Raw genomic sequence first — 23,002 nt, forward strand, 5'->3', positions numbered from 1 at the left:
CGCTCTTCGCGTGGGCCGGGGGATACGGTTCAGTACGGGCTGTTCGCGGGCGCGATCTGGCGCGAGGCCGCGTGTGCGGCGTTCTCGCGCTCACTCCAGTCGCGACCGCGGTCGACAGGGCAGGCGGTGGGACGTGACGATCCGAAACGTTTCATGTCGGTTTCGTGCGTGCCGGCGGCCCGTCAGCGCAGGCCGGTCTCGTTGCGGGCGATCACCAGGCGCTGGATCTCGCTGGTGCCTTCGTAGATCTCGGTGATCTTGGCGTCGCGGAAGTAGCGCTCCAGCGGCATTTCCTTCGAGTAGCCCATGCCGCCGTGGATCTGCACGGCCTGGTGGGTGATCCACATCGCCGCTTCCGAAGCCGTCAGCTTGGCGATGGCCGCCTCGTTGCTGAAGCGCGCGCCGCCCTTGTCGTACTCGCCCTTCTGCCAGGCCGCGCGCAGCGTGAGCAGCGTGGCCGCGTCGAGCTTGCACTTCATGTCGGCGATCTTCGCCTGGGTCATCTGGAACGTGCCGATGGCCGCGCCGAACGCCTTGCGCTCGCGCACGTATTCCAGGGTCCTTTCGTAGGCCGCGCGGGCGATGCCGATGGCCTGGCTGGCGATGCCGATGCGGCCGGCGTCGAGCACGCTCATGGCGATCTTGAAGCCGTGGCCGACGTCGCCGAGCACGTCTTCAGGCTGCGCGACGTAACCGTCGAACTCGATCTCGCACGTGGCCGAGGCGCGGATGCCGAGCTTGGGCTCGGTCTTGCCGCGATGGAAGCCGGCGCGATCGCCGTCGACCATGAACGCGGTGATGCCGCGCGCGCCCTTGTCCGGGTCGGTCATGGCGAACAGGACGAAGTACTTGGCGACCGGGCCGGAGGTGATCCAGCTCTTCTTGCCGTTGATGACGTAGGTGCCGTCGGCCTGCTTCGTCGCCTTGCAGCGCATCGCGGTGGCGTCGGAACCGGACTGCGGCTCGGTCAGCGCGAAGGCGCCGATCTCGCGGCCTTCGGCGATCGCACGCACGTACTTCTGCTTCTGCTCCTCGGTGCCGAACTTGAGGATGCCGTTGCAGAACAGCGAGTTGTTCACCGACATGATGGTGGAGTGCGCGGCGTCGCCCGCCGCGATCTCGATCATCGCCAGCACGTAGCTGATCGGGTCCATGCCGGCGCCGCCGTACTCGGCCGGCACCTCGATGCCCATCAGGCCGTTCTCGCCCAGCGTGCGGATGTTCTCGAGCGGAAACTCGCCCGTCTTGTCGTGGTGCTCGGCGCTGGGAGCAATCTTTTCCTGGGCGATGCGGCGGGCCACATCCTGGATCAACAATTGCTCTTCGGTGAAGCTGAAATCCACGTCGATACCTCGTGCTTGAGTATTTGATCTTGCGAGCCCGCGAATTGTAACTGGCTCGTGTCGGGCGAGGCCATTGCGCGGCGCCGCATGCGCCCCTTCCCGCCCGTTTGCGGAAAACCCCGCTCCCGAACGCGCGGCGTGATACCGCTACCTTCACGTTGCCCTTGACCCTGCGCGCCTTGCGGACGAAACTTATCGCTATATCGCGATAGGTTGATGAAACATGGATCTGGAAGGCTGGTCCTCACGCTTGAAGGTGTTTGCCGACGCCACCCGCGTCCGCCTGCTCGCCCTGCTGGAGCGTGAGGAACTGACCGTGGCCGAGCTGTCCGCCATCACCCGCCTCGCCCAGCCGCGCGTCTCCACCCACCTGGCCAAGCTGAAGGAGGCCGGGCTGGTGCGCGACCGCCGGGCCGGCGTGTCGGCCTATTACCGCTTCGATGACGGCGCCCTGGACCCCGCCCAGCGCGCCCTGTGGCAGACCCTGCGCGAGGGCAGCGACGACCCGCTGCTGCGCCAGGACGCCGAGCGCGTCACTCATGTCCTGGCCTCACGCGCGGCCGACCAGAACTGGGCGGACTCCGTGGCCGGCGACATGGAGCGCCATTACTCGCCCGGCCGCACCTGGGAAGCCATGGCGCGCTCCGCCCTGCCGCTGCTGGAGCCCGGCGACGTGCTCGACGTGGCCTCCGGCGACGGCGTGCTGGCCGAACTGCTCGCCCCGCATTCGAACCGCTACGTCTGCCTGGACTCCAGCACCAAGGTCGTGCTGGCCGCCTCCGAGCGCCTGCGCAAGCTCAAGAACGTCGAAGTGCGTGAGGGCGACATGCACGCCCTGCCCTTCACCGACGCGCACTTCGACCTGGTCGTGCTGATGCACTCGCTCACCTACGCCGAGCACCCCGCCCAGGCCGTGGCCGAGGCGGTGCGCGTGCTGCGCCCGGGCGGCCGCCTGCTGCTGACCAGCCTGGCGCGTCATGAGCACCGCAACGTGGTGGAAGCCTATGGCCACGTGAATCTGGGTTTCAGCGAGAAGGACCTGCTGAAGTTCGCGACCCGGGCCGGCCTCGACGTCACCAGTTGCGAGACCGTGACCCGCGAACGCCGCCCGCCCCATTTCGAAGTGATCGCGCTGATCGGCCGCAAGGGCGGCGACAGTGCGACCCGCAAGACCACGAGGAAGTCCTGATGAGCGCCCTGCCCTGGCTGAACCCCGCGCGTGCCGAAGCGCTGCAGCACCTGCTGCGCGAGCGCATCCTGGTGATCGACGGCGCGATGGGCACGATGATCCAGCAGCACGAGCTGGACGAGGCGGCCTACCGCGGCGAGCGCTTCGCCAGCGGCTACGACCACGCCTACGACCACGTCGAGCACGTGCACGAGGAAAACTGCGGCTGCGCGCGCGACCAGCGCGGCAACAACGATCTGCTCACGCTGACCCAGCCGGACATCATCCGCGGCATCCACGCGCAGTACCTGGACGCAGGCGCGGATCTGGTGGAAACCAACACCTTCAATTCGACGACGGTGTCGCTGGCCGACTACGGCCTGGAGCACCTCGCGCGCGAACTCAACGAAGCCGGCGCGCGCCTGGCCCGCGACGCATGCGACGCGGCCGAGGCGAAAGACCCCTCGCGCCCGCGCTTCGTCATCGGCGTGCTCGGCCCGACCAGCCGCACGGCCTCCCTGAGCCCGGACGTGAACCGCCCCGGCTTCCGCGCGATCACCTTCGACGAACTGCGCACGGCCTACCGCGAGGCCGCCGACGGCCTGATCGACGGCGGCGCCGACGTGCTCATGGTCGAGACGGTGTTCGACACGCTCAACGCCAAGGCGGCGCTGTTCGCCATCGAAGAGGCATTCGATGCGCGAGGCGTGCGCCTGCCGGTGATGGTGTCCGGCACGATCACCGATGCCAGCGGCCGCACGCTTTCGGGCCAGACGGCCGAAGCGTTCTGGTACTCGCTCCGCCACGCACAGCCGCTGGCCATCGGTCTGAACTGCGCGCTCGGCGCAAAGGACCTGCGCCAGCACGTCGACGTGCTCGCCCAGGTCTCCGACGCCTACGTCAGCACGCACCCCAACGCGGGCCTTCCCAACGCGTTCGGCGGTTACGACGAAACGCCGGAGGACATGGCCGCGGTGCTGAGCGAATTCGCGCGCTCGGGGCTGCTCAACCTCGTGGGCGGTTGCTGCGGCACCACGCCGGCACACATCGCGGCGATTGCCCAGGCCGTCGCCGGCGTAGCGCCGCGCGCGTTGCCTGCGCTGGTCGCCGCGGCCTGACGCGCCTGTCGATACACCAAGGAATTCGCAACAGATGAACCTCGCACTACCCCGGCAGACGCGGCTGAGCGGCCTGGAGCCGCTGCAGATCACGCCCGAATCCAACTTCATCAACGTCGGTGAGCGCACCAACGTCACCGGCAGCGCGCAGTTCAAGAAACTCATTCTTGAAGGCCGCCTGGATGAAGCGGTTGTCGTCGCCCGCCAGCAGGTGGAGAACGGCGCGCAGGTCATCGACGTCAACATGGACGAAGGCCTGCTCGATTCCGAGCGCGCGATGGTCGAGTTCCTCAACCTCATCGCCGCCGAGCCGGACATCGCGCGCGTGCCGGTGATGGTGGACAGCTCCAAGTTCAGCGTGATCGAGGCCGGCCTGAAGTGCCTGCAAGGCAAGGGCATCGTCAACTCGATCTCGATGAAGGAAGGCGAAGCCGAGTTCCTGCGCCAGGCGCGACTCGTGCGTCGCTACGGTGCGGCGGTCGTGGTGATGGCCTTCGACGAAGCCGGCCAGGCCGACACGATCGAACGCAAGGTCGAGATCTCCTCGCGCGCCTATCGCCTGCTGACGGAAGAGATCGGCTTCCCGCCGGAAGACATCATCTTCGATCCGAACGTGTTCGCCATCGCCACCGGCATCGAGGAACACAACGACTATGCGGTGGCCTTCATCGAGGCCACGCGCGAGCTGAAGCGGCGCTTCCCCTTCAGCCACATCTCCGGCGGCGTGTCGAACGTCAGCTTCTCCTTCCGCGGCAACGAGCCGGTGCGGCAGGCGATCCACGTCGTGTTCCTGTACCACGCCATCAAGGCCGGCATGGACATGGGCATCGTCAACGCCGGCGCGCTGCCGCTGTACGACGACCTGGACGCCGACCTGCGCGAGCGCGTCGAGGACGTGGTGCTCAACCGCCGCAGCGATGCGACCGAACGCCTGCTGGAGATCGCCGACCGCTACAAGGGCAAGAAGGGCGAGAAGAAGGTCGAGGACCTCGCCTGGCGCGAGAAGCCCGTGCGCGAACGCCTGTCGCACTCGCTGGTGCACGGCATCGATCAGTACATCGAAGCCGACACGGAAGAGGCGCGCGCGCTGTCGACGCGTCCGCTCGATGTCATCGAAGGCCCGCTGATGGACGGCATGAACGTGGTCGGCGATCTGTTCGGCGCCGGCAAGATGTTCCTGCCGCAGGTGGTGAAATCCGCGCGCGTGATGAAGAAGGCCGTGGCCTACCTGCTGCCGTACATCGAAGCCGAGAAGCTCCGCACGGGCGATGTCGGCAAGTCCAACGGCAAGATCGTCATGGCGACCGTCAAGGGCGACGTGCACGACATCGGCAAAAATATCGTCGGCGTGGTGCTGGCGTGCAACAACTTCGACGTGGTCGACCTGGGCGTGATGGTGCCGGCGCAGGTCATCCTCGATCGCGCGAAAGCGGAGAACGCCGACCTGATCGGACTTTCCGGCCTGATCACGCCGTCGCTGGAGGAAATGAGCCACGTCGCGCGCGAGATGCAGCGCCAGGGCTTCCAGGTCCCGTTGCTGATCGGCGGCGCCACCACGTCGCGCGCGCACACCGCGCTGAAGATCGATCCGCATTACAAGTCGCCCACCGTGTGGGTGAAGGACGCCTCGCGCGCGGTCGGCGTGGCGCAGTCGCTGATCAGCCCGGACCTGCGCGGCAACTTCGTCGCCGCCAACGACGCCGACTACGCCGAGATCCGCCAGCGTCACAAGCAGCGCGGCGACGGCAAGCGCCTGGTGTCGCTGGAGAAGGCCCGCGGCCAGCGTTTCGAGGGTGGCTGGAACGATTATGTTCCGCCGGCCCCGAAGCAGCCGGGTCTGCACGTGTTCGACGACTACCCGCTGGCGGAACTGCTCGATTACATCGACTGGACGCCGTTCTTCAACACCTGGGAACTGGCGGGCAAGTTCCCGGCGATCCTCACCGACGAGGTCGTCGGCACGCAGGCCAGCGAGCTCTACCGCGATGCGAAGGCGATGCTCAAGCGCATCGTCGATGAGAAGTGGCTGACCGCGAAGGCGGTGTTCGCGCTGTGGCCGGCCAACGCGATCGGCGATGACGTCATCGTCGATGCGAACGGCACGACCGCCACCCTGCACTTCCTGCGCCAGCAGGTCGACAAGCCGGCCGATCGCCCGGATTTCTGCCTTGCCGATTTCATCGCACCCAAGGACAGCGGCCGCCAGGACTGGATCGGCGGCTTCGCGGTGACGGCCGGCATCGGCATCGAAGAGCACGTCGCACGCTTCGAAGCCGACCATGACGATTACAACGCGATCCTGCTCAAGGCGCTGGCGGACCGCTTCGCCGAAGCATTGGCCGAACGCCTGCACGAGCGGGTACGCAAGCAGTTCTGGGGCTACGCCAGCGCCGAGACGCTCGACAATTCGGCGCTGATCGAGGAAGCCTACGAAGGCATCCGTCCGGCGCCCGGCTATCCGGCCTGCCCGGAACATAGCGAAAAAGGCACGCTGTTCCGCCTGCTCGACGCGGAGCATCATGCGGGTGTGCGCCTCACCGAGAGCTTCGCCATGTATCCGGCCGCTGCAGTCTCCGGTTATTACTTCAGCCATCCGAAGAGCCAGTACTTCGTGGTCGGCCGCGTATCAAAGGAACAGGTCGAGGACTACGCGCGTCGCAAGGGCGTGAGCCTGGCGCAGGCCGAACGCTGGCTGGCGTCTAACCTAGACTACGATCCGGAATAGCCGTGGCGCACGGGCCGTCGCCGGTCATCGGCATCGTGGGCATCCACGGTGCGTACGGCCGCTGGCTGCGCACGTTCTTCGAAGGCCGCATGGGTCTGACGGTCGTGGGCCACGACGTCGTCGGCGACGACACGATGGCGCCCATCGAGTTGGTCCGGCGTGCCGACGTGCTGATCTTCAGCGCGCCCATACGCCGCACGCCGACACTGATCAGCGAGTACGTGACGCTGGCCGACGGTGCCGAGCGTGGGCGTCTGTGGATGGACGTCACCTCCACCAAGGACGCGCCGGTGGCGGAGCTGCTGCGCTCGCAGGCCGAGGTGGCGGGACTGCACCCGATGACGGCGCCGCCGAAGACGCCGACGCTGAAGGGACGCGTGCTGGCCGTTTGCCCGGCCCGCATTGAAGCATGGCGGGAATGGTTCAAAGGCTTCCTTGCGCTGACCGAAGCCGAATGCGTCACCGTCGAACCGGCCGAGCACGACCGCGCCATGGCGCTGGTGCAGGGCCTGGTGCACGCCGCGCACATGGCGCAGGCCGACGTCATCCGTGAGTTCGCCCCGCCGCTGGGCGGTCTCGAACGCCTGCATCCGCTGCGCACGGTCGGATACGAACTCGACCTCACCGTCACCGAGCGTATCCTCTCGGGCAATCCGGCGATCTACGAGGACATCCAGTTCGAGAACCCGCATGTGCTTCCGGCGCTGGATCGCTTCGCGCAGGCCATCGACTTTCTGCGCGCGCGGGTACGTCACGGTGGCGAGGAGGCACGAGGCGAAGTCCGTTCACGCCTGCTCGACGAGGGCGCGGCGTTTTTCGGGACTTCGACCCTGGCGGCCGGCAGCCACGGATTCGAGCGGCTGGGGTATCTGCTTGCCGATCTGGAAAGCCCGAACTATCTCAACGTGTTCCTGCCCGAAGACTGCCCGGGTTCGCTGCGCGCGCTGCTGGCGGTGTTCGAGCGCCGCGGCATCAACCTCGCCTCGATCCACTCTTCGCGCACGCCAGACGGCGAACTGCATTTCCGCATCGGGCTGGATCCTGCGCAGGTTCGCGCGATGTCACCGGACGACGTTTCCACACTCTCCGCCAGCATCCAGGACGAAGGCATCGGCCGTGTTCTGCACGGTCGCGGCTTGCAGCGCGCATAGCGCCGACCGCGGCCAGTACGTCGTCAACGGTCGCGCGTCAGCTGGCGCAAACGGAACGCGAGCCGGCGTTGATCTTCGACTACAACCCGGAGCGAACTTCGCTGACGAAGGTAGCGACCACCTGGGCGCATTCCTCAGCGCGGATCTGCAGCAGGAAGTGCGGCGCGTCGAAGCGATGCACCTGCATCCCGGGCACGATGCCGGCCAGGACCTTCGCCGCAGACTGGCCGATCAGGCGATCCTGGGACGCTTGCAGACATAGAGTAGGCACGGCAACTGTCGCATTGTCGCGTGTCGCATCGACCGATAGCGCCTCGATCGCACGAACGCGGATCACGTCGGAATGCACGTGCGACAGGGCCAGCCTCAACGCGTCTACACGCTCGCGAGTGCGCCAGCGCCCCCATAGCAAGATCGACAGCATGGAAACGGGCGGGCTGCGAAACGGAACGAACGACGCGCAGCGCGACAGCCAAGCCTTGCCGGGCAGGTCTACCCGTGCGAACGATGCGCATAGGACCAGCGCCTTCATTCCAGCGGAGGCCTCACGCGCCAGGGAAAGCGCGATGGGGCCGGAAAAGGATTCCGCGATGAGGACAAACTCGCCCGCCGGAAGCCGGGCTCGCACGAACTCGTGGAGTTGCCGATAGCCAAGCGGCTCGTCCGGCGGATATGCAACCACCTGGACGTCGAAGTGCCGTCCAAGTGATTGCACGAAATCGGAAAGCAACGAGCCCGTTCCATCCATGCCGGGCAGGATGACTGCCTTCAGCATGCGTGCCTACCGGGCCAGATCATCCGGCATCTGGTACTTCTGACCCGCCGAACCAGGCCGCACCGATGACAGGTGCGCCAGAAACGCCGGTGTCAGCTTGCGGTTGGCGTAACCGCTGATGTGGTCCCCGTCGAAGTACAGGGGGCGACCGCCCTCCTCCACGCGGCATGTCGCCTCCGGGCACAGCAGCGGGAATGGATCCCACACGCTCACGCCGGGGACCTGCGCGGCGATCTGCGCGAAGGCATCCATCACCGGCCGGCGCAAGGCCTGCAAGTCTTCGCGCGACATGGTCAGCCCCTCGTTGCACGCCGGATTGCCGCGACTGAACCAGTCGGCGCAACGGTACGGCGGCGAGCGGAAGATCGGCTTGGGCGCCTCGAACACGATGGAGATTCCGCGCTCGCCGAGCGGCTTGAGCAGGCCGCTCGCCATTGCCTCGGCTTCCTGCCGGCTCGCCAAGGCCGCATCGCCGAAGACGGCGTTGCGAACTTCGGCTGGATCGAAACTCGCCCATTGGTCCGCATAACGCGGCAGGCGAAGCGCAGGAAGGAACAGGACGTCGCCCGCCTGCGCACGCCTTTGCACGTCCGCCAGCGCCGCCTCGCCGAATGCGCGGCAATGAGGCAGTCGGTAGTCGCGCGACGGTTGCAGGTTGATGAAGGAACATCCCGCACGCGTATACAGGTAAACGTCGCGCCCGCTCTGCTCGGCGACGCGCGCCATCAAGCCGGCGTACGCCGCCGCGTGCGAGTCGCCGATGACGAACAGCCGCCCGACTTGCGATGGCTGCGCGCAGGATGACTTCGAGTAGATGCGCACGTCGGCATCGGGCACGGTCTCGACGTGACCGACCGCGGCGCAGTCCGGATACACCGGGCGCGTTTCGCGGCCCATCGGGTACCAGTCTTCGGCGTGCCGCGCGATCACGCTCAGCGACAGCTCCGGCTGCATGCGCCCGACTTTCCGGTACACGCCCATGAAGGCGAAGATCGCCACCACACCGACGCCGATGACGGCCAACTTGCGCGCATTGCGGAACACCGCCGCATGACGGAACGGCGTCTCGATGAAGTAGTAGGACAGCGCCGCCATCGCGAACGTGAGTACCAGCGCGAAAGCCTGAATCGACACGGACTCCAGCCCCACCGTCCATCGCAGCAGCACGAACACGGGCCAGTGCCACAGATAGAGGGAGTACGACAGCCTGCCCACCCAGCGAACAGGACCGCTCTGGAGCACGCCACGCAGCGGGCCACCGGCATCGGCCCGATGCAGGAACGCGAGCAGCCCCAGCGTTCCGAGCACGGGCAGCACCGCGTCGGGCCAGGGCGAGTGCCCCGCACGCGCGGTGATCAGTCCATAGCCGAGGGCGAGGAGCGACAGCACCGCGCCGGCCGTGGCAGCCCACGCGGGAATTCGCGAGAGCGCGCCGGGCGCGTTCGAACGCGTGAGCATCTGGAACAGCAGCACACCGGCGGCCAGTTGCCAGAAACGCGTGGTGAGCATGTAGAACGCCAGCGCCGGCTGCGACTGCGCCACCTGCGTGACGTACACCAGCGAAGCCACCAGGCCCAGCGCGAACAGCGCCATCGACCCGTTGCGCCCGCGCCGACCGTAGGCCCAGGCGAAGAACAGCAGCGGGAAGAGCACGTAGAACTGCTCTTCCACGCCCAGCGACCACGTATGCGTATACGGATTGAACTCGACCTTGGGCGAAAAATAATCGCCGTCGGTTCGCAGCAGGACGAAGTTGCTCAGGCCCACGAAGGCCCAGCGACCGACCTCGTTGCTGGTGTCGCTAAGCCATGCCTGCGGAATGAACAACGCGCTCGCCAGCCCGGTGATCATCAGGCACGCCACCAGCGCCGGCGCGATGCGGCGAATGCGACGCGCGTAGAAGTAGCCCAGGTAGTCGAGCAGGCGCGGCCTGTGGAAGTGCGCCATCGATGCGCTCACCACGAAGCCGGAGATCACGAAGAAGACATCCACGCCCGTGAAGCCGCCCGGCAACAGGCGCGGATCGAGGTGGTAGGCGATGACCGAAAGCACGGCCAACGCACGCAGGCCGTCTATGTACGGGAAATAGCGATGGCGCGTGTCGTCCGTGACGTGCATGCGTCGGAAGTTCTCGAAAAATCGTGGGGCCGAATGGCCGCGCCTACCAGACCAGATCGTCGGGCACCTGGTACTGCGGGTCGGCGTAGGGATCGAGCTCGGCAGGCGCGTTCGGATCGATCTTGAGCGCGACGGCCGGCGCGAAGATCGCCTCGGCCTGCGCAAGCAGTTCGGCCGTCACCAGCAGATAGCGTCCGTCCATCTGCAGCACGCCCAGTTCGCCCGCGTTGAGCGCCTTCAGCTGTGCTTCGTTGACGTAGATGCGCTTGATCTTGCCGCCGTACGGAAAATGGCGGGCGATCTCGGCAGCTGCATCGTTCAGCGACTTGTCCTTGACCAGTTCGGCCAGCTTCGAACGCGCCTCGCGACGCTGGCGCGCTTCTTCCTGCTTGGCGGCCTCGGCGGCGATGCGCTCGTCCTTCTCACGCTGGGCGCGGATGGCGTAGGCCTTGGCCAGATCGATGTCCTCGCGGGACTGCGGCCGACCGCCCGGGCGCGGACCGCCGGGCTTGCCACCGCCCGGTTTGCCACCGTGCGGCTTGCGCTGATCGGGTTTGCGAGGATCTGCGCTGCGCGCGTCCGGCCGGCCCTGCGGCTTGCCGGCGTGGCGGTTTTCCGGCTTGCCGCGACGTTCGTCCTTGGCTGGCGCGGTGCGCTCGGGCTTGGGGGCGGGCTTGAAACCCAGGCCCATCAACTGGTCGCGGAGGCTGTTGCTCATCGTGCTACAGGAAGGATGACGGCTGATGCCGAAGTATAGGCAGCCGGCGCCGTCAGCGCTCGGCCGCAGGGACGAATCGTCGGTGTCCAGTCATGCGGCAGCGCCCGGGAAGGCCTCGGCTGCCACCCTGCCCGCCTCAATAATGCGGCGGCGGCGGTTCCTGCGACGCGTCGGCCGAGAACGGGTTGGCCGCCAGCGCGCTGCGCATTTGCTTGAGTTCTTCCAGCACGCGATGCATCACCAGCGCGTTGCGGACTTCCTCGTCGCGCGCGGCAGCCAGCGCGTCGCTCAGCTCGGACAGCGCCTGCTCCTGGAACGCGAGCCGCGTTTCCAGATCGATGATCCGCCGTTCGAGCTCGTCCTGGTTCTGCGCCATCGTCATTCCGACTGGATCGAGCGCCCGCGCCCGATCCCGTAATACGCCAGCCCCGCGGCCTCGACCTCATCGGGGTGATACAGATTGCGCCCGTCGAAGATCGCCGCATCGGCCAGCGATTGCTTCAGTCGCGAAAAATCCGGGCTGCGGAACTGCTTCCACTCCGTCACCACCACCAGCGCATCGGCGTCGGCCAGCGCGGCGCGTGCCGAGTCGCACAGCACCAGGTCGTCGCGATCGCCGAAGATGCGGTGCGCCTCCTCGCTGGCCTCCGGGTCGTACGCGCGCACCTTCGCGCCCGCGTCCCACAGCTGCTGCAGCAGGCGGCGGCTCGATGCCTCGCGCATGTCGTCGGTGTTCGGCTTGAACGCCAGGCCCCACACCGCGAAGGTCTTGCCGGCGATGTCGCCGACGTAATGGCGCTGGATCAGTTCGAACAGATGGCCCTTCTGCCGATCGTTCACGCCTTCCACCGCGCCCAGCAGCTGCGCTTCGTAGCCGTGCTGCTGCGCGGTGCGATGCAGCGCCTGCACGTCCTTCGGGAAGCACGAACCGCCGTAACCCGCGCCGGGATAGATGAAATGCCAGCCGATGCGCGGGTCCGAACCGATGCCCTGTCGCACCATCTCCACGTCCGCGCCCACGCGCTCGGCGATGTTCGCGATCTCGTTCATGAAGCTGATCTTCGTCGCCAGCATCGCGTTGGCGGCGTACTTGGTCAGTTCGGCCGAACGCACGTCCATCACCACGATGCGCTCGTGGTTGCGGTTGAACGGCGCATACAGGCGCTTGAGCCGTTCCACGGCCGTCGTGCTGCTGGCGCCGATGACGATGCGGTCCGGGCGCATGCAGTCGTTGACGGCGTCGCCTTCCTTGAGGAATTCCGGATTGGACGCGACTTCGAACGCCAGGTCGGCGCCGCGCGCGGCCAGTTGCGTCGCGATCTCCGTGCGCACCTTGTCGGCGGTGCCGACCGGCACGGTCGACTTGTTGACGACCACCGACGGCCGCTCCAGGTGCTGGCCGATCGTGCGCGCCACCGCCAGCACGTACTTGAGGTCGGCGCTGCCGTCCTCGTCGGGCGGCGTGCCGACCGCGATGAAGATGACGTCGCCATGCGCGACCGACGCCGCGGCGTCGGTGGTGAAGCTCAACCGGCCCGCGGCGTGGTTGGCCTTCACCATCGGCTCCAGGCCCGGCTCGTAGATCGGAATCACACCGCGGTTGAGGCCGTCGACCTTGGTCTGGTCGATGTCGACGCAGACCACGTCGTGGCCCACGTCCGCCAAACAGGTGCCCGTGACCAGGCCGACGTATCCGGTACCGAAGATGGTGACGCGCATGCGGTTCCTCTGAAGCGAAAGGCGGAGACGGAAAACGGTAGCGACTGGCGGGTGAACGGCATGCGGCCGTCACCCGCCGGAAGCGTCCCTGCGCTATCCGATCGTTCCCGTCGCGCGTTGCGACCGGCTTACTTGCCGGCGCCCGGCTTCACGATGTCGAGCAGTTCGACTTCGAACACGATCGTCGCGTTCGGGCCGATCGGACCGGCACCCTGCTCGCCGTAGGCAAGCTTGCTCGGAATCCAGAAGCGGTACTTGCTGCCCACCGGCATCAGCGGAATGCCTTCCTGCCAGCCCGGCACCATCTGGCTCAGCGGGAAGTTCGCCGGTTCGCCGCGGTCGTAGGAACTGTCGAAGGTCTTGCCGTCGAGCAGCGTGCCCTTGTAATGCGCGGTCACGACATCGTTGACCGTGGGCTTGGGACCCTTGCCTTCGGTGATCACCTGGTACTGCAGGCCCGACGCGGTGGTCACCACGCCCGGCTTCTTGCTGTTCTCGGCGAGGAACTTCTCACCGTCCTCCAGGTTCGTCTTCGCGTCGGCGATCATCTTGTCCATGCGCTTTTGCTGCAGCTTCTTGGCGAAGGCCTCGCGGATCTCGCCGGCCTGCTTCTCGTCCAGCAGCGGCTTCTCGCCGGCGAGCGAGGCCTTGAGCGCCTTGTTCAGCGTGTCCAGGTCGATCTCGTCCTTGACCTGCTCCAGCGAGCGCGCCATGTCCATGCCGATCATGTAGCTGACCTGCTCCTTCTCCGTCGCCAGGCCCGGAATCGCCTTCGCGCCGTCCTTGCCGGCCTGTGCGGCGGCCGCGTCGGTCTTGGCGGCATCGGCCTTGTCGGCGGGCTTGTTGCAGGCGGCGGTCAGCGCGGCGAGCGAGGCGACGGCCAGGACAAGGCCGGTGTGGCGCGGGGTGAACTTCATCGGGCTAAAGCTCCAGTGAGGAAGGATCGCCGGGAGGAATGCCCGTCCCGGCGTTGCGGCCTGACAAACTGCCAGCGCCGAACTGAACCAAAGGCCTACCGCGCGAACTCCGCGCGGCATACCGCGACGCAGTGCCGAATTACAGGATCGCCATCAGTTCGACATCGAACACCAGCGTGGCGTTCGGACCGATCGGGCCACCCGGCGTACCGTTGGCACCGTAGGCGAGATCGCCCGGGATCCAGAAGCGGAACTTGCTGCCCACCGGCATCATGCCGACGCCTTCGGTCCAACCCGCGATGACCTGGTTGAGCGCGAATTCGGCCGGCTGGTTGCGCGCGTAGGAGCTGTCGAACACGGTGCCGTCGAGCAGCTTGCCCTCGTAGTTGACGCGCACGCGGTCGGTGGCCTTCGGACGCGGGCCCGAGCCCTGGCGCAGCACCATGTACTGCAGGCCGGAACCGGTGGTGATCACGCCCTTCTGCGTCTTGTTCTGGGCGAGGAACTTCTCGCCTTCGGCCTTGTTCTTGCCGCCCAGCTCGGCCGCCTGCGCCTGCATCTTCGCCTGCACCTTCTGCTGGAAGGACTGGCGCACGGCGCCCAGCTCGGCCTCGCTCAACAGCGGCTGGCCCTTGTCGAACGAGGTGCGGATCGCCTGGATAACCACCGGCAGTTCAACCTCGTCCTTGATCGGCGCGAGCGAACGACCGACGTCGGCGCCGACCAGATAAGCGACCTTGTCCTTCGGCACGTCCGGCGCCTTGGTGCCGGCCGGCGCCTGGCCGGTGCGCGCGGCGATGCGCTGCATCAGCGCGGGGCCGACGGTCTGCGCTTCGGTCTCGGTGATCAGCGGCTTGCCGCCGTCGAAGGCGTTCTGGATGGCGCGCTGGAATGCGGCCAGGTCGATGTCGGGCGCCAGCGGCGTGAGCGACTGGGCGATGTCGGTGCCCACCATGTAGCTGGTCTTTTCACGTTCGGTCGTCAGCACGGTCTTGTCCTGGGCAGAGGCCGCCGCGCCGATCAGCGTGGCCGCAGTGGTGAGCAACACGGCGGTGCCGCGCAGAAATGCCTTCATCGGGAACCTACTCCGTATGGGTTTGTCGGCCGGCGTTCTGCCGGCAGCTTGCGATGCACGGCACCGACGATAGGCGCGGCGCGCGACACAAGCCGTGCATTGTCGCGGCATGAACGCGTGGCGGCAATCGTCTGCGTGTCTACCCGCGACGTCGGCACAAAGCCGTGAACGCTGCGCCTGGGCGCGACGCAGGTCAGCGCGACGATGCACCTGCACGCATCGCGGGGCGCTGCCGTCCGTCGCCACGCCTGCAATAGACACCCCGGGCAAAGACAAGCCGATCGTGCGGCGGGATGCTGGGAAGTCCGGTGTCTACCTCCGGGCTGAACAGGGACACCCCTCTCCCGAGACCGTTGGTCGGCCTATGCCATCAGTTGGGTAGAAGCCAGTTGACCGGTCGTATTTTGGTGTTATAGTTGCCTACAACACCGGTCTACTAACGAGCAGGACGTTCACCATGAACCGCAGGTTCCAGAACTCGCTCACCGCCCTGCTGGCTTCCGGCTCGGCCCTCGCGCTTTGCCTGGCGCTGGCGATGCCGGCCCCGCACAAGGCGCAGGCCAACCCGGTCGCGCTGCAGTTCGGCCCGATCGACGCCACCTTCACCCCGGCCGACGCCTCGCTCAGCCAGCAGCAGAACATCGACGCGCTGGCCCGCAGCATCGAGCACCGCGCCGACCAGATCGACACCCTTTCCGACGCCGCCACCCTGGCGGCGGAGATCGCCACCGCCGCGGCCTTGGCCCAGGCGGTGAAGGAAGCCCGTGAAACCGCTGATATCGAACCCGAACACAAGGCAAGGACTGCCGCCCGGCATCGCCGGCAAACCCTAGTCATGCCTTATTTCTCATTCGCACCGCGGGGCTGAACCATGACCGCAATCCAATGGAGCGACGGCGCTCCGATCTACCGCCAGCTCAAGGAGCGCGTCATCGCGATGATGCTCGACGGGGTCCTGAAGCCGGGCGACGCACTTCCCTCCGTGCGACAGGTTGCCGCCGAATACCAGCTCAATCCCATCACCGTCTCGCGCGCCTATCAGGAATTGGCGGACGAGGCTCTCGTCGAGAAACGCAGGGGTCTTGGCATGTACGTGACCGAAGAGGCGGCAAAGAAACTGCTGTTCAATGAACGCGAACGCTTCCTGCGCGAGGAATGGCCGCTGGTGCTGGAACGCATCATGCGACTGGGCCTCACGGCAGAAGAGCTGCTGACCCCGGCCCAGGCAGGTACGCAATGAACGCACTCGCCGAAAACATCTCCACCGCCGCGCCGGTCGTCAACGCTCGTGGGCTTCGCAAGGCCTACAAGAACAAGCTTGCCCTGGACGACGCCGCGTTCCAGATCCCGGCCGGCCGCATCGTCGGCCTGATCGGCCCCAACGGCGCGGGCAAGACGACCGCGCTCAAGGCCATCCTCGGCCTGATTCCGTTCGAGGGCGAGCTGCGCGTGCTCGGTCGCGATCCCCGCACCGAGCGCGATGAACTGATGCGCGATGTCTGCTTCATCGCCGACGTGGCCGTGCTGCCGCGCTGGATCCGGGTGAAGGAAGCCATCGAGTTCGTCGCCGGCGTGCACCCGCGCTTCGACCGTGCCAAGTGCGAACGCTTCCTCGCCCACACGCAGCTCAAGCCGCAGATGCGCGTGCGCGAACTGTCCAAGGGGATGATCGTGCAGCTGCACCTGGCGCTGGTGATGGCCATCGACGCCAAGCTGCTGGTCCTCGACGAACCCACGCTGGGCCTGGACATCCTCTACCGAAAGCAGTTCTACCAGCGCCTGCTGGAAGACTACTTCGACGAGGAGAAGACCATCCTGGTCACCACGCACCAGGTCGAAGAGATCGAGCACATCCTCACCGACGTCATGTTCATCCGCGACGGAAAGGTCGTGCTGGACAACGACATGGAGACGCTCGGCGAGCGCTTCACCGAAGTGCTGGTCAACGGCGAGAAGTCCGGCGAAGCGCGCGCGCTCAAGCCGATCGACGAGCGCGCCCTGCCCTTCGGCAAGACGGTGATGCTGTTCGACGGCATTCCGCGCGAACAACTGGCCGGACTGGGCGAGACCCGCACGCCGGGCCTGGCCGACCTGTTCGTCGCCACCATGAAGGGGACCTACGCATGAATGCGATCAACGAATCCCACGAGCTCCCCCGCTCCACCGCCGTGGCCGCGCCGCATCGGACGCATACCTTCAAGATGCTGATGAAGCGCGAGTTCTGGGAGCACAAGGGCGGCTTCCTGTGGGCACCGCTGGTGGCCGGCGGCATCCTGCTACTGCTGACGCTGATGGGCATCGGTGCGGGCGAAGTGCTGCTGCGCAAGGTGCCGGACAAGGCGACGATCAACGTCGAAGGCGGCAGCTTCCAGGTCAACGGCCTGAACCTGTCGCAGCTCACCGCCAACATGAGCCCGAGCGAGCTGCGCGAGTTCGGCGGCGTGATCGACGCCAGCCTCTACATGGCCGCCAGCTGGCCCTTCATCGTGCTGGCCTTCGTGGTGTTCTTCTACTGCCTGGGCAGCCTGTACGACGACCGCCGCGACCGCAGTGTGCTGTTCTGGAAGTCGCTGCCGATCTCCGACCGCGACACCGTGCTGTCCAAGGTCGCCAGCGCGACGCTGATGGCACCGGTCATCGCCGCCCTCGCCGCAATCGCGGTGGTATTCGGATCGATGGTGGTCTACAGCCTGGTCGTGCTGCTGCACGGCGGCAACCCGTACACGATGCTGTGGGGCCCGGCGAGCCCGCTGAAGGTCAGCCTGCACCTGATCGCCTCGATTCCGGTTTACGCACTGTGGGCGCTGCCGACCGTGGGCTGGCTGATGCTGTGTTCGTCGTGGGCGAAGAGCAAGCCGTTCCTGTGGGCGATCATGATCCCGGTCTTCGCCGGCATCTTCGTCAGCTGGTTCGATCTGATGCACCTGTTCGACCTGGAAACCGGCTGGTTCTGGAAGAACGTCGTCGCCCGCAGCCTGCTCAGTGCGGCCCCGGGTTCGTGGTTCGATGCGGCGCAGATCGGCGACATCGACGTCGACGGCCCGCAGGCCATCCACTCGGTCCTGAGCCTGCGCACGATGTACTCGGTGCTGGCGACGCCGCAGCTGTGGGTCGGTGCACTGGCCGGCGCGGCGATGATCTTCGGCGCGATCCGTCTGCGCCGCTGGCGGGATGAGGGGTGAGGCACGCCGCGCGGCACTGCCGCGCGGCGTGCCGAACGCCCGGCCACGGATGGTCGGGCCGGGCGATCCGAAGCCCACAACCTGACGCCACGTACGGCAGCCACAGTTTTTCCGAAGCGGCGCTTTTGAAGATGAAAGCGACCGCAAGCCCCCAGATGGCAGGCCACCCGAGCCTCCACCAAGCACCACAAGCCGCATCCGTCTTCGCCCAAGCAACGCCTTGAAGTCGCAGAACCGAGCCCGCTTCCGCTCGACGCCACGGCCGACGCAACCAACGCCGCCGCGCTTGCATCCAAGTAGGGCCTTTCACGGAGAGACCATCGCAATGCGCACCCTGTCCCTGTTCGCCCTGCCCCTCGTCCTGTTCGCCGGCCAGGCCTTCGCCGACGAATGCAAGCATTCGCAGCCGCACAACCTGCAGCTCGATTTCAACGGCGTGAAGACCATCATGTTCGACATCGGCCCGCACGACCTCGTCGTCAACGCCCAGCGCGGCGCCAAGGGCGGCGTACAGGGCAAGGCCTGCGCGTCCAATCCCGACCGTCTGAAGGAGCTTTCGCTCACCCAACAGCGCGTCGGCGACAAGATCATCGTCAAGGCCGAGCGCGCCGACACCATCAGCATCAGCTTCGGCAGCGCGAACTACGCCTACCTCTCCCTCAACGCGACCGTGCCGGACAACGTGCTGGTGCAGCTGAAGGTCGGCTCGGGCGACGCACGCGTCGTCGGCGCCTCGGCGCTGAGCGCCGACGTCGGCTCCGGTGATGTCGAAGCGCGCGACATCCGCGGCCAGGTCACCGCCGACGTCAACTCCGGCGACATCGAACTGGACACGATCGGCTCCCTGCACATCCTGTCCGTCGGTTCCGGCGACCTGAAGGCGCGTCGCGTCAAGGGCGACGTCGTCATCGGCAGCATCGGTTCGGGCGACGTGGAAGTGCGTGATGTCAGCGGCAGCGTCACGGCCGACAAGATCGGCTCCGGCGACCTCGATGCGCATGCCGTCACCGGCAACCTGACCGTGCGCCGCGTCGGCAGCGGCTCGGTCGATCACAGCGGCGTGTCCGGCCGCGTCGACGTGCCCGTCGACGGCTGACCGACCGCCTTTACTTCCCTTCCAAGGAATCCGCGCCATGAACCTGCGTCCCCTCGCCCTCTCCGCGGTGCTTTCCAGCTTTTGCCTGCTCGCGGCCTGCGGGGCGAATCCCTCCGGCCAGCAGCAGGCGCAGCAGAAGGCCGAACAGACCGGCGGAGTGATCTCCGGCGCGGTGCAGAAGGCCTTGACCGAAGCGAAGAAGGAAATCGCCGAAGGCAACATCAACATCGACAACGGCAAGACCGGCAAGCGCGTCGAACTGTCGCCCAAGGGCGATTTCATCGTCGACGGCAAGCCGGTGCCGGTGACGCCCGAGCAGCGCGCGCTGCTGCTGGAGTACCGCAGCCACGTGGTCGCGGTCGCCACGGCCGGCATGAACATCGGCATGCACAGTGCCGACCTCGCCACGCACGCGGTGACCGAATCGATCAAGAGCGTCTTCACCGGCGGCTCGGACGACATCGACGAGAAGGTGAAGGCGCAGGCGTCGAAGGTGGAAGCGGCGGCGCTGCAGTTGTGCAACGCGCTGCCGGGAATGATGACTTCGCAGGACCGCCTCGCGGCCGCGCTGCCGGACTTCAAGCCCTACGCGAACCTGACGCAGTCGGACATCGACGAATGCGTCGACGAGGCGAAGGAGAAGAGCCACAAGTTGACGGCGGATGCCGCGGCCGAAGCGGCGAAGGCGTCCGAGGCGCCGTCGAAGCAGTAGGTCGGCAAAGCGGCCACGGCATTCGAACACATCGCTGCCGTCCATGGCGGGCCTGGATCGGCCCCGGATCGCCCGGCCCGGCCATCCATGGCCGGGCGTTCGGCAGGCCACGCGGCAGTGCCGCGTAGGCGGCCTGCCTCACCCACCCGCGCCGCCCCCGCCCTCGTGGATCCCGCCCCGCGTCAACGCCGTCGGATCCAGCAGCGCGCGCAGCTGCTTCTCCGATAGCCCGCTGGTTTCCAGCGCCACTTCCAGCACCGGGCGTCCTTCCTTGTAAGCCTGCTTGGCAATCGCCGCCGCTTTCTCGTAGCCGATGATCGGATTGAGCGCGGTCACCAGGATCGGATTGCGGTCCAGCGCCTCACGCACGCGTTCCGGCCGCGCCTTCAGCCCGGCGATCGCGTTGTCGGCCAGCAGCCGCATGACGTTGCCCAGCAGCTGGATCGAATCGAGCAGGTCGTAGGCGATCAGCGGCAGCATCACGTTGAGCTGGAAGTTGCCGCTCTGCCCGGCGACGGTGATCGCGGTGTGGTGGCCCATCACCTGTGCGCACACCATGCAGGTGGCTTCCGGCACCACGGGGTTCACTTTGCCCGGCATGATCGAACTGCCCGGCTGCAGCGCCGGCAATTCGATCTCGCCCAGGCCCGCCAGCGGCCCGGAGTTCATCCAGCGCAGATCGTTGGCGATCTTCATCAGCGCCACCGCCAGCGCACTGAGCTGGCCCGACAGCTCCACCGCGTCGTCCTGCGCGGCGATGCCCTCGAACTTGTCGTCGGCCGATTCGAACTTCGTGCCCGACAACGCCGACAGCGCCTTCGCCATCGCCTTGCCGAAGCGCGGGTCGGCGTTGATGCCGGTGCCGATGGCCGTGCCGCCGATGGGCAGCCGGCGCACGCGCTTGAGTGCGTCCTCGATCCGCGCCTGCGCCGAGGCCAGCTGCGACGCCCAGGCGCCGAACTCCTGCGCGAAGGTCAGCGGCATCGCGTCCATCAGATGCGTGCGGCCGGTCTTGGTGACCTTGCCCAGCGCCCGGCCCTTGCGCTCGATCTCGCGGCGCAGGTGCTTCAGCGCCGGCAGCAGTTGCTCGACGGTGGCGATCTGCGCCGAAACGCGGATCGCGGTGGGAATCACGTCGTTGGAACTCTGGCCGAGGTTGACGTGGTCGTTCGGATGCACCTTCGCCTTGCCGTCGCCGTTGGCGAGCGCGGCGATCACCTCGTTGGCGTTCATGTTGCTGGAGGTGCCCGAGCCGGTCTGGAACACGTCGATCGGGAAATGCACATCGTGCGTGCCGGCCGCCACGTCCAGCGCCGCGGCGCGTATCGCCCGCGACACGCCCTTGCCGAGCAAGCCGAGGTCGCCGTTGACCTCCGCCGCCGCGGCCTTGATCAGGCCCAGCGCGCGGATGAACTCGCGCGGCATCGGCCGGCCGGAAATCGGGAAGTTCTGCACCGCGCGCTGCGTCTGCGCGCCCCACAGCGCGTGAGCCGGGACCTGCAGCTCGCCCATGCTGTCGTGTTCGATGCGGAAGCCGCTGGCGCGGCGGGCCTGCTTCGCCATTGCGTGGTCCTCGGGGGTCGGATGGGCCGAGCTTACGCCCGGCGCATGGCGGGCGTATCACCCGCCCGAGGGAACGCGGTGCGGCATCCGCGACGGGCCGGCCGGGCGTCGGTAGTAGAATCGCGGTTTGCCTTCGCCCCACAGACGCCCGCCATGTCCGTTGAAGCCCAGTTGCTCGCCCTGTCCCCGCTCGATGGCCGCTATGCCGGCAAGGTGGACGCGCTCCGCCCGATCTTTTCCGAATACGGCCTGATCAAGGCGCGCGTGAAGGTGGAGGTGGAATGGCTGCTGGCGCTGGGCGCGGAACCGGGCATCGTCGAGCTCAAGCCCTTCTCCGATGCCGCCGCGGCGCGCCTGCGCGCGCTGGCCGACAAGCTCACGCCGGCCGATGCGGCACGCGTGAAGGAGATCGAGCGCACCACCAACCACGACGTCAAGGCGGTGGAGTACTTCATCAAGGAGCGCCTGAAGGACGACGCCGAGCTCGGCCCGGCGCTGGAGTTCGTGCACTTCGCCTGCACCTCCGAGGACATCAACAACCTCAGCTACGCGCTGATGCTCAACGAGGCGCGCCAGTACGTGCTGCTGCCCAAGCTCGACGAGCTCATCCAGAAGCTGCGCGCGATGGCGCACGAACACGCCGCGCTGCCGATGCTCTCGCGCACGCACGGCCAGACCGCCTCGCCGACCACCGTCGGCAAGGAAATCGCCAACGTGGTCGCGCGCCTGCAGCGCCAGGGCGAAACCCTGGCCGGCGCACGCATGCCGGGCAAGATCAACGGCGCGGTGGGCAACTACAACGCGCACGTCGCCTCTTACCCGGACGTGGACTGGCCGGCGTTCTCCGAACGTTTCGTGCATTCGCTGGGCCTGAACTGGCAGCCGTACACCACGCAGATCGAGCCGCACGACGGCATCGCCGAAGTCTGCGACGCGCAGCGCCGCATCGACACCATCGCCATCGACCTGTGCCGCGACATCTGGGGCTACATCTCGCTGGGCTACTTCAAGCAGGCGGTGAAGGCCGGTGAAGTCGGCTCCTCGACCATGCCGCACAAGGTCAACCCGATCGACTTCGAGAACGCCGAAGGCAACTTCGGCATCGCCAATGCGTTGTTCGAACATTTCGCCGCGAAGCTGCCGATCAGCCGCTGGCAGCGCGACCTCACCGACTCCACCGTGCTGCGTGCGCTGGGCACCGCGTTCGGCCATGCGCTGATCGGTTTCGACGCGCTGCTGCGCGGCCTGGGCAAGCTGAGCGCGAACCCGGACCGCCTGGCCGCCGACCTCGACGCCGCATGGGAAGTGCTAGCCGAAGCGGTGCAGACCGTCATGCGCCGCCACGGCCTGCCGAACCCGTACGAGCAACTCAAGGCGCTCACGCGTGGCCAGGGCATCACCGAGGCCTCGATGCGCGAGTTCATCGGCACGCTCGACCTGCCCGCCGCCGACAAGCAGCGCCTGCTGGAGATGACGCCGGGCTCCTACGTGGGCCTGGCGGAGAAATTGGCGCGCGAGATCTGACCGAAACCGGTCACGGCTTGATCACGCTCAGGCCACGAGCCGCGGCGGAGTGTGAGGATGAGCGCCCGGTGCGTGGTGCGCTGGCCTGGAGACGATGC

General features: G+C 67.1%; 21 protein-coding genes. 11 read left to right on the forward strand and 10 right to left on the reverse strand.

Going from position 1 to position 23,002, the window contains the following annotated elements:
• Nucleotides 1-29: 29 nt before the first annotated feature.
• Both JI752_RS19405 and JI752_RS00875 read right to left on the reverse strand, forming a co-directional pair.
• Nucleotides 30-155: a hypothetical protein gene (locus JI752_RS19405; protein ID WP_256448094.1), complete on the reverse strand. Its 126-nt coding sequence runs from the start codon at nt 153-155 to the stop codon at nt 30-32.
• 27 nt (nt 156-182) lie between these two features.
• Entirely contained in the window at nt 183-1,388 is a 1,206-nt protein-coding gene (locus JI752_RS00875; RefSeq protein ID WP_342317273.1) for an acyl-CoA dehydrogenase family protein, read from the reverse strand.
• Between the two features lie 178 nt (nt 1,389-1,566).
• Here JI752_RS00875 and JI752_RS00880 point away from each other — a divergent pair, with 178 nt between their 5' ends.
• From JI752_RS00880 to JI752_RS00895, 4 genes are read left to right on the forward strand one after another with little or no spacing between them, the layout of a single operon-like run.
• Complete coding sequence (locus JI752_RS00880; RefSeq protein ID WP_216958070.1) at nt 1,567-2,532, forward strand: metalloregulator ArsR/SmtB family transcription factor; 966 nt, start codon at nt 1,567-1,569, stop codon at nt 2,530-2,532.
• Nucleotides 2,532-3,629 carry a homocysteine S-methyltransferase family protein gene (locus JI752_RS00885; protein WP_216958072.1) on the forward strand — a complete coding sequence of 366 codons (1,098 nt, stop codon included), beginning with the start codon at nt 2,532-2,534 and terminating at the stop codon, nt 3,627-3,629. The genes JI752_RS00880 and JI752_RS00885 overlap by 1 nt, the downstream gene beginning before the upstream one ends.
• A gap of 34 nt (nt 3,630-3,663) precedes the next feature.
• Nucleotides 3,664-6,354, forward strand: a complete 2,691-nt coding sequence (metH, locus tag JI752_RS00890) for a methionine synthase (RefSeq protein ID WP_216958074.1) — start codon at nt 3,664-3,666, stop codon at nt 6,352-6,354.
• A 2-nt stretch (nt 6,355-6,356) separates the two neighbouring features.
• Nucleotides 6,357-7,505 carry a prephenate dehydrogenase gene (locus tag JI752_RS00895; protein WP_216958076.1) on the forward strand — a complete coding sequence of 383 codons (1,149 nt, stop codon included), beginning with the start codon at nt 6,357-6,359 and terminating at the stop codon, nt 7,503-7,505.
• Nucleotides 7,506-7,584: 79 nt separating this feature from the next.
• Here the strand turns inward: JI752_RS00895 and JI752_RS00900 are convergent, their stop codons facing one another.
• The 7 genes from JI752_RS00900 to JI752_RS00930 form a co-directional block, all read right to left on the reverse strand.
• Nucleotides 7,585-8,280, reverse strand: coding sequence for an alpha/beta hydrolase (locus JI752_RS00900; RefSeq protein WP_216958078.1), 696 nt, complete (start codon nt 8,278-8,280; stop codon nt 7,585-7,587).
• A 6-nt stretch (nt 8,281-8,286) separates the two neighbouring features.
• Complete coding sequence (locus JI752_RS00905; protein ID WP_216958080.1) at nt 8,287-10,398, reverse strand: acyltransferase family protein; 2,112 nt, start codon at nt 10,396-10,398, stop codon at nt 8,287-8,289.
• A gap of 43 nt (nt 10,399-10,441) precedes the next feature.
• Nucleotides 10,442-11,116, reverse strand: coding sequence for a DUF2058 family protein (locus JI752_RS00910; protein ID WP_216958082.1), 675 nt, complete (start codon nt 11,114-11,116; stop codon nt 10,442-10,444).
• A gap of 136 nt (nt 11,117-11,252) precedes the next feature.
• Entirely contained in the window at nt 11,253-11,498 is a 246-nt protein-coding gene (locus tag JI752_RS00915; RefSeq protein ID WP_254200128.1) for a SlyX family protein, read from the reverse strand.
• Nucleotides 11,495-12,835: a UDP-glucose/GDP-mannose dehydrogenase family protein gene (locus JI752_RS00920; protein ID WP_216958085.1), complete on the reverse strand. Its 1,341-nt coding sequence runs from the start codon at nt 12,833-12,835 to the stop codon at nt 11,495-11,497. Before JI752_RS00920 ends, JI752_RS00915 begins: the two co-directional genes overlap by 4 nt.
• 128 nt (nt 12,836-12,963) lie before the next feature.
• Nucleotides 12,964-13,752: an FKBP-type peptidyl-prolyl cis-trans isomerase gene (locus JI752_RS00925; RefSeq protein ID WP_216958087.1), complete on the reverse strand. Its 789-nt coding sequence runs from the start codon at nt 13,750-13,752 to the stop codon at nt 12,964-12,966.
• A gap of 139 nt (nt 13,753-13,891) precedes the next feature.
• Entirely contained in the window at nt 13,892-14,827 is a 936-nt protein-coding gene (locus JI752_RS00930; protein WP_216958090.1) for an FKBP-type peptidyl-prolyl cis-trans isomerase, read from the reverse strand.
• Nucleotides 14,828-15,284: 457 nt separating this feature from the next.
• Here JI752_RS00930 and JI752_RS00940 point away from each other — a divergent pair, with 457 nt between their 5' ends.
• From JI752_RS00940 to JI752_RS00965, 6 genes are all read left to right on the forward strand, one after another.
• The gene (locus JI752_RS00940) at nt 15,285-15,695 is read left to right on the forward strand and encodes a hypothetical protein (RefSeq protein ID WP_216958094.1); all 411 of its coding nucleotides are present in this window, start codon (nt 15,285-15,287) and stop codon (nt 15,693-15,695) included.
• Between the two features lie 3 nt (nt 15,696-15,698).
• Nucleotides 15,699-16,067 (forward strand): GntR family transcriptional regulator, encoded by a 369-nt coding sequence (locus JI752_RS00945; protein ID WP_216958097.1) that lies wholly within the window; start codon nt 15,699-15,701, stop codon nt 16,065-16,067.
• Nucleotides 16,064-16,954 carry an ABC transporter ATP-binding protein gene (locus tag JI752_RS00950; RefSeq protein ID WP_216958099.1) on the forward strand — a complete coding sequence of 297 codons (891 nt, stop codon included), beginning with the start codon at nt 16,064-16,066 and terminating at the stop codon, nt 16,952-16,954. Before JI752_RS00945 ends, JI752_RS00950 begins: the two co-directional genes overlap by 4 nt.
• Nucleotides 16,951-18,009 carry a hypothetical protein gene (locus JI752_RS00955; protein WP_342315298.1) on the forward strand — a complete coding sequence of 353 codons (1,059 nt, stop codon included), beginning with the start codon at nt 16,951-16,953 and terminating at the stop codon, nt 18,007-18,009. Before JI752_RS00950 ends, JI752_RS00955 begins: the two co-directional genes overlap by 4 nt.
• Before the next feature lie 325 nt (nt 18,010-18,334).
• Nucleotides 18,335-19,105: a DUF4097 family beta strand repeat-containing protein gene (locus tag JI752_RS00960; RefSeq protein WP_216958101.1), complete on the forward strand. Its 771-nt coding sequence runs from the start codon at nt 18,335-18,337 to the stop codon at nt 19,103-19,105.
• Between the two features lie 37 nt (nt 19,106-19,142).
• On the forward strand, nt 19,143-19,817 hold the full coding sequence (locus tag JI752_RS00965) for a YggN family protein (protein ID WP_216958103.1): 675 nt from the start codon (nt 19,143-19,145) through the stop codon (nt 19,815-19,817).
• A gap of 138 nt (nt 19,818-19,955) precedes the next feature.
• Here the strand turns inward: JI752_RS00965 and JI752_RS00970 are convergent, their stop codons facing one another.
• Complete coding sequence (locus JI752_RS00970; RefSeq protein WP_216958105.1) at nt 19,956-21,380, reverse strand: class II fumarate hydratase; 1,425 nt, start codon at nt 21,378-21,380, stop codon at nt 19,956-19,958.
• A gap of 153 nt (nt 21,381-21,533) precedes the next feature.
• On the opposite strand from JI752_RS00970, the gene purB reads away from it, so the two are divergent.
• Nucleotides 21,534-22,904, forward strand: coding sequence for an adenylosuccinate lyase (gene purB / locus JI752_RS00975; RefSeq protein WP_216958107.1), 1,371 nt, complete (start codon nt 21,534-21,536; stop codon nt 22,902-22,904).
• The last annotated feature ends 98 nt before the right edge of the window (nt 22,905-23,002 follow it).

This window comes from Lysobacter sp. MMG2, assembly GCF_016735495.2.
Lineage (GTDB): Bacteria > Pseudomonadota > Gammaproteobacteria > Xanthomonadales > Xanthomonadaceae > Lysobacter_J.

Coding starts and splice junctions, on each gene's coding strand:
- JI752_RS19405 (WP_256448094.1), bottom strand. CDS start 155: ATGAAACGTTTCGGATCGTCACGTCCCACCGCCTGCCCTGTCGACCGC.
- JI752_RS00880 (WP_216958070.1), top strand. CDS start 1,567: ATGGATCTGGAAGGCTGGTCCTCACGCTTGAAGGTGTTTGCCGACGCC.
- JI752_RS00885 (WP_216958072.1), top strand. CDS start 2,532: ATGAGCGCCCTGCCCTGGCTGAACCCCGCGCGTGCCGAAGCGCTGCAG.
- metH (WP_216958074.1), top strand. CDS start 3,664: ATGAACCTCGCACTACCCCGGCAGACGCGGCTGAGCGGCCTGGAGCCG.
- JI752_RS00900 (WP_216958078.1), bottom strand. CDS start 8,280: ATGCTGAAGGCAGTCATCCTGCCCGGCATGGATGGAACGGGCTCGTTG.
- JI752_RS00905 (WP_216958080.1), bottom strand. CDS start 10,398: ATGCACGTCACGGACGACACGCGCCATCGCTATTTCCCGTACATAGAC.
- JI752_RS00910 (WP_216958082.1), bottom strand. CDS start 11,116: ATGAGCAACAGCCTCCGCGACCAGTTGATGGGCCTGGGTTTCAAGCCC.
- JI752_RS00915 (WP_254200128.1), bottom strand. CDS start 11,498: ATGACGATGGCGCAGAACCAGGACGAGCTCGAACGGCGGATCATCGAT.
- JI752_RS00920 (WP_216958085.1), bottom strand. CDS start 12,835: ATGCGCGTCACCATCTTCGGTACCGGATACGTCGGCCTGGTCACGGGC.
- JI752_RS00925 (WP_216958087.1), bottom strand. CDS start 13,752: ATGAAGTTCACCCCGCGCCACACCGGCCTTGTCCTGGCCGTCGCCTCG.
- JI752_RS00930 (WP_216958090.1), bottom strand. CDS start 14,827: ATGAAGGCATTTCTGCGCGGCACCGCCGTGTTGCTCACCACTGCGGCC.
- JI752_RS00940 (WP_216958094.1), top strand. CDS start 15,285: ATGAACCGCAGGTTCCAGAACTCGCTCACCGCCCTGCTGGCTTCCGGC.
- JI752_RS00945 (WP_216958097.1), top strand. CDS start 15,699: ATGACCGCAATCCAATGGAGCGACGGCGCTCCGATCTACCGCCAGCTC.
- JI752_RS00950 (WP_216958099.1), top strand. CDS start 16,064: ATGAACGCACTCGCCGAAAACATCTCCACCGCCGCGCCGGTCGTCAAC.
- JI752_RS00955 (WP_342315298.1), top strand. CDS start 16,951: ATGAATGCGATCAACGAATCCCACGAGCTCCCCCGCTCCACCGCCGTG.
- JI752_RS00960 (WP_216958101.1), top strand. CDS start 18,335: ATGCGCACCCTGTCCCTGTTCGCCCTGCCCCTCGTCCTGTTCGCCGGC.
- JI752_RS00965 (WP_216958103.1), top strand. CDS start 19,143: ATGAACCTGCGTCCCCTCGCCCTCTCCGCGGTGCTTTCCAGCTTTTGC.
- JI752_RS00970 (WP_216958105.1), bottom strand. CDS start 21,380: ATGGCGAAGCAGGCCCGCCGCGCCAGCGGCTTCCGCATCGAACACGAC.
- purB (WP_216958107.1), top strand. CDS start 21,534: ATGTCCGTTGAAGCCCAGTTGCTCGCCCTGTCCCCGCTCGATGGCCGC.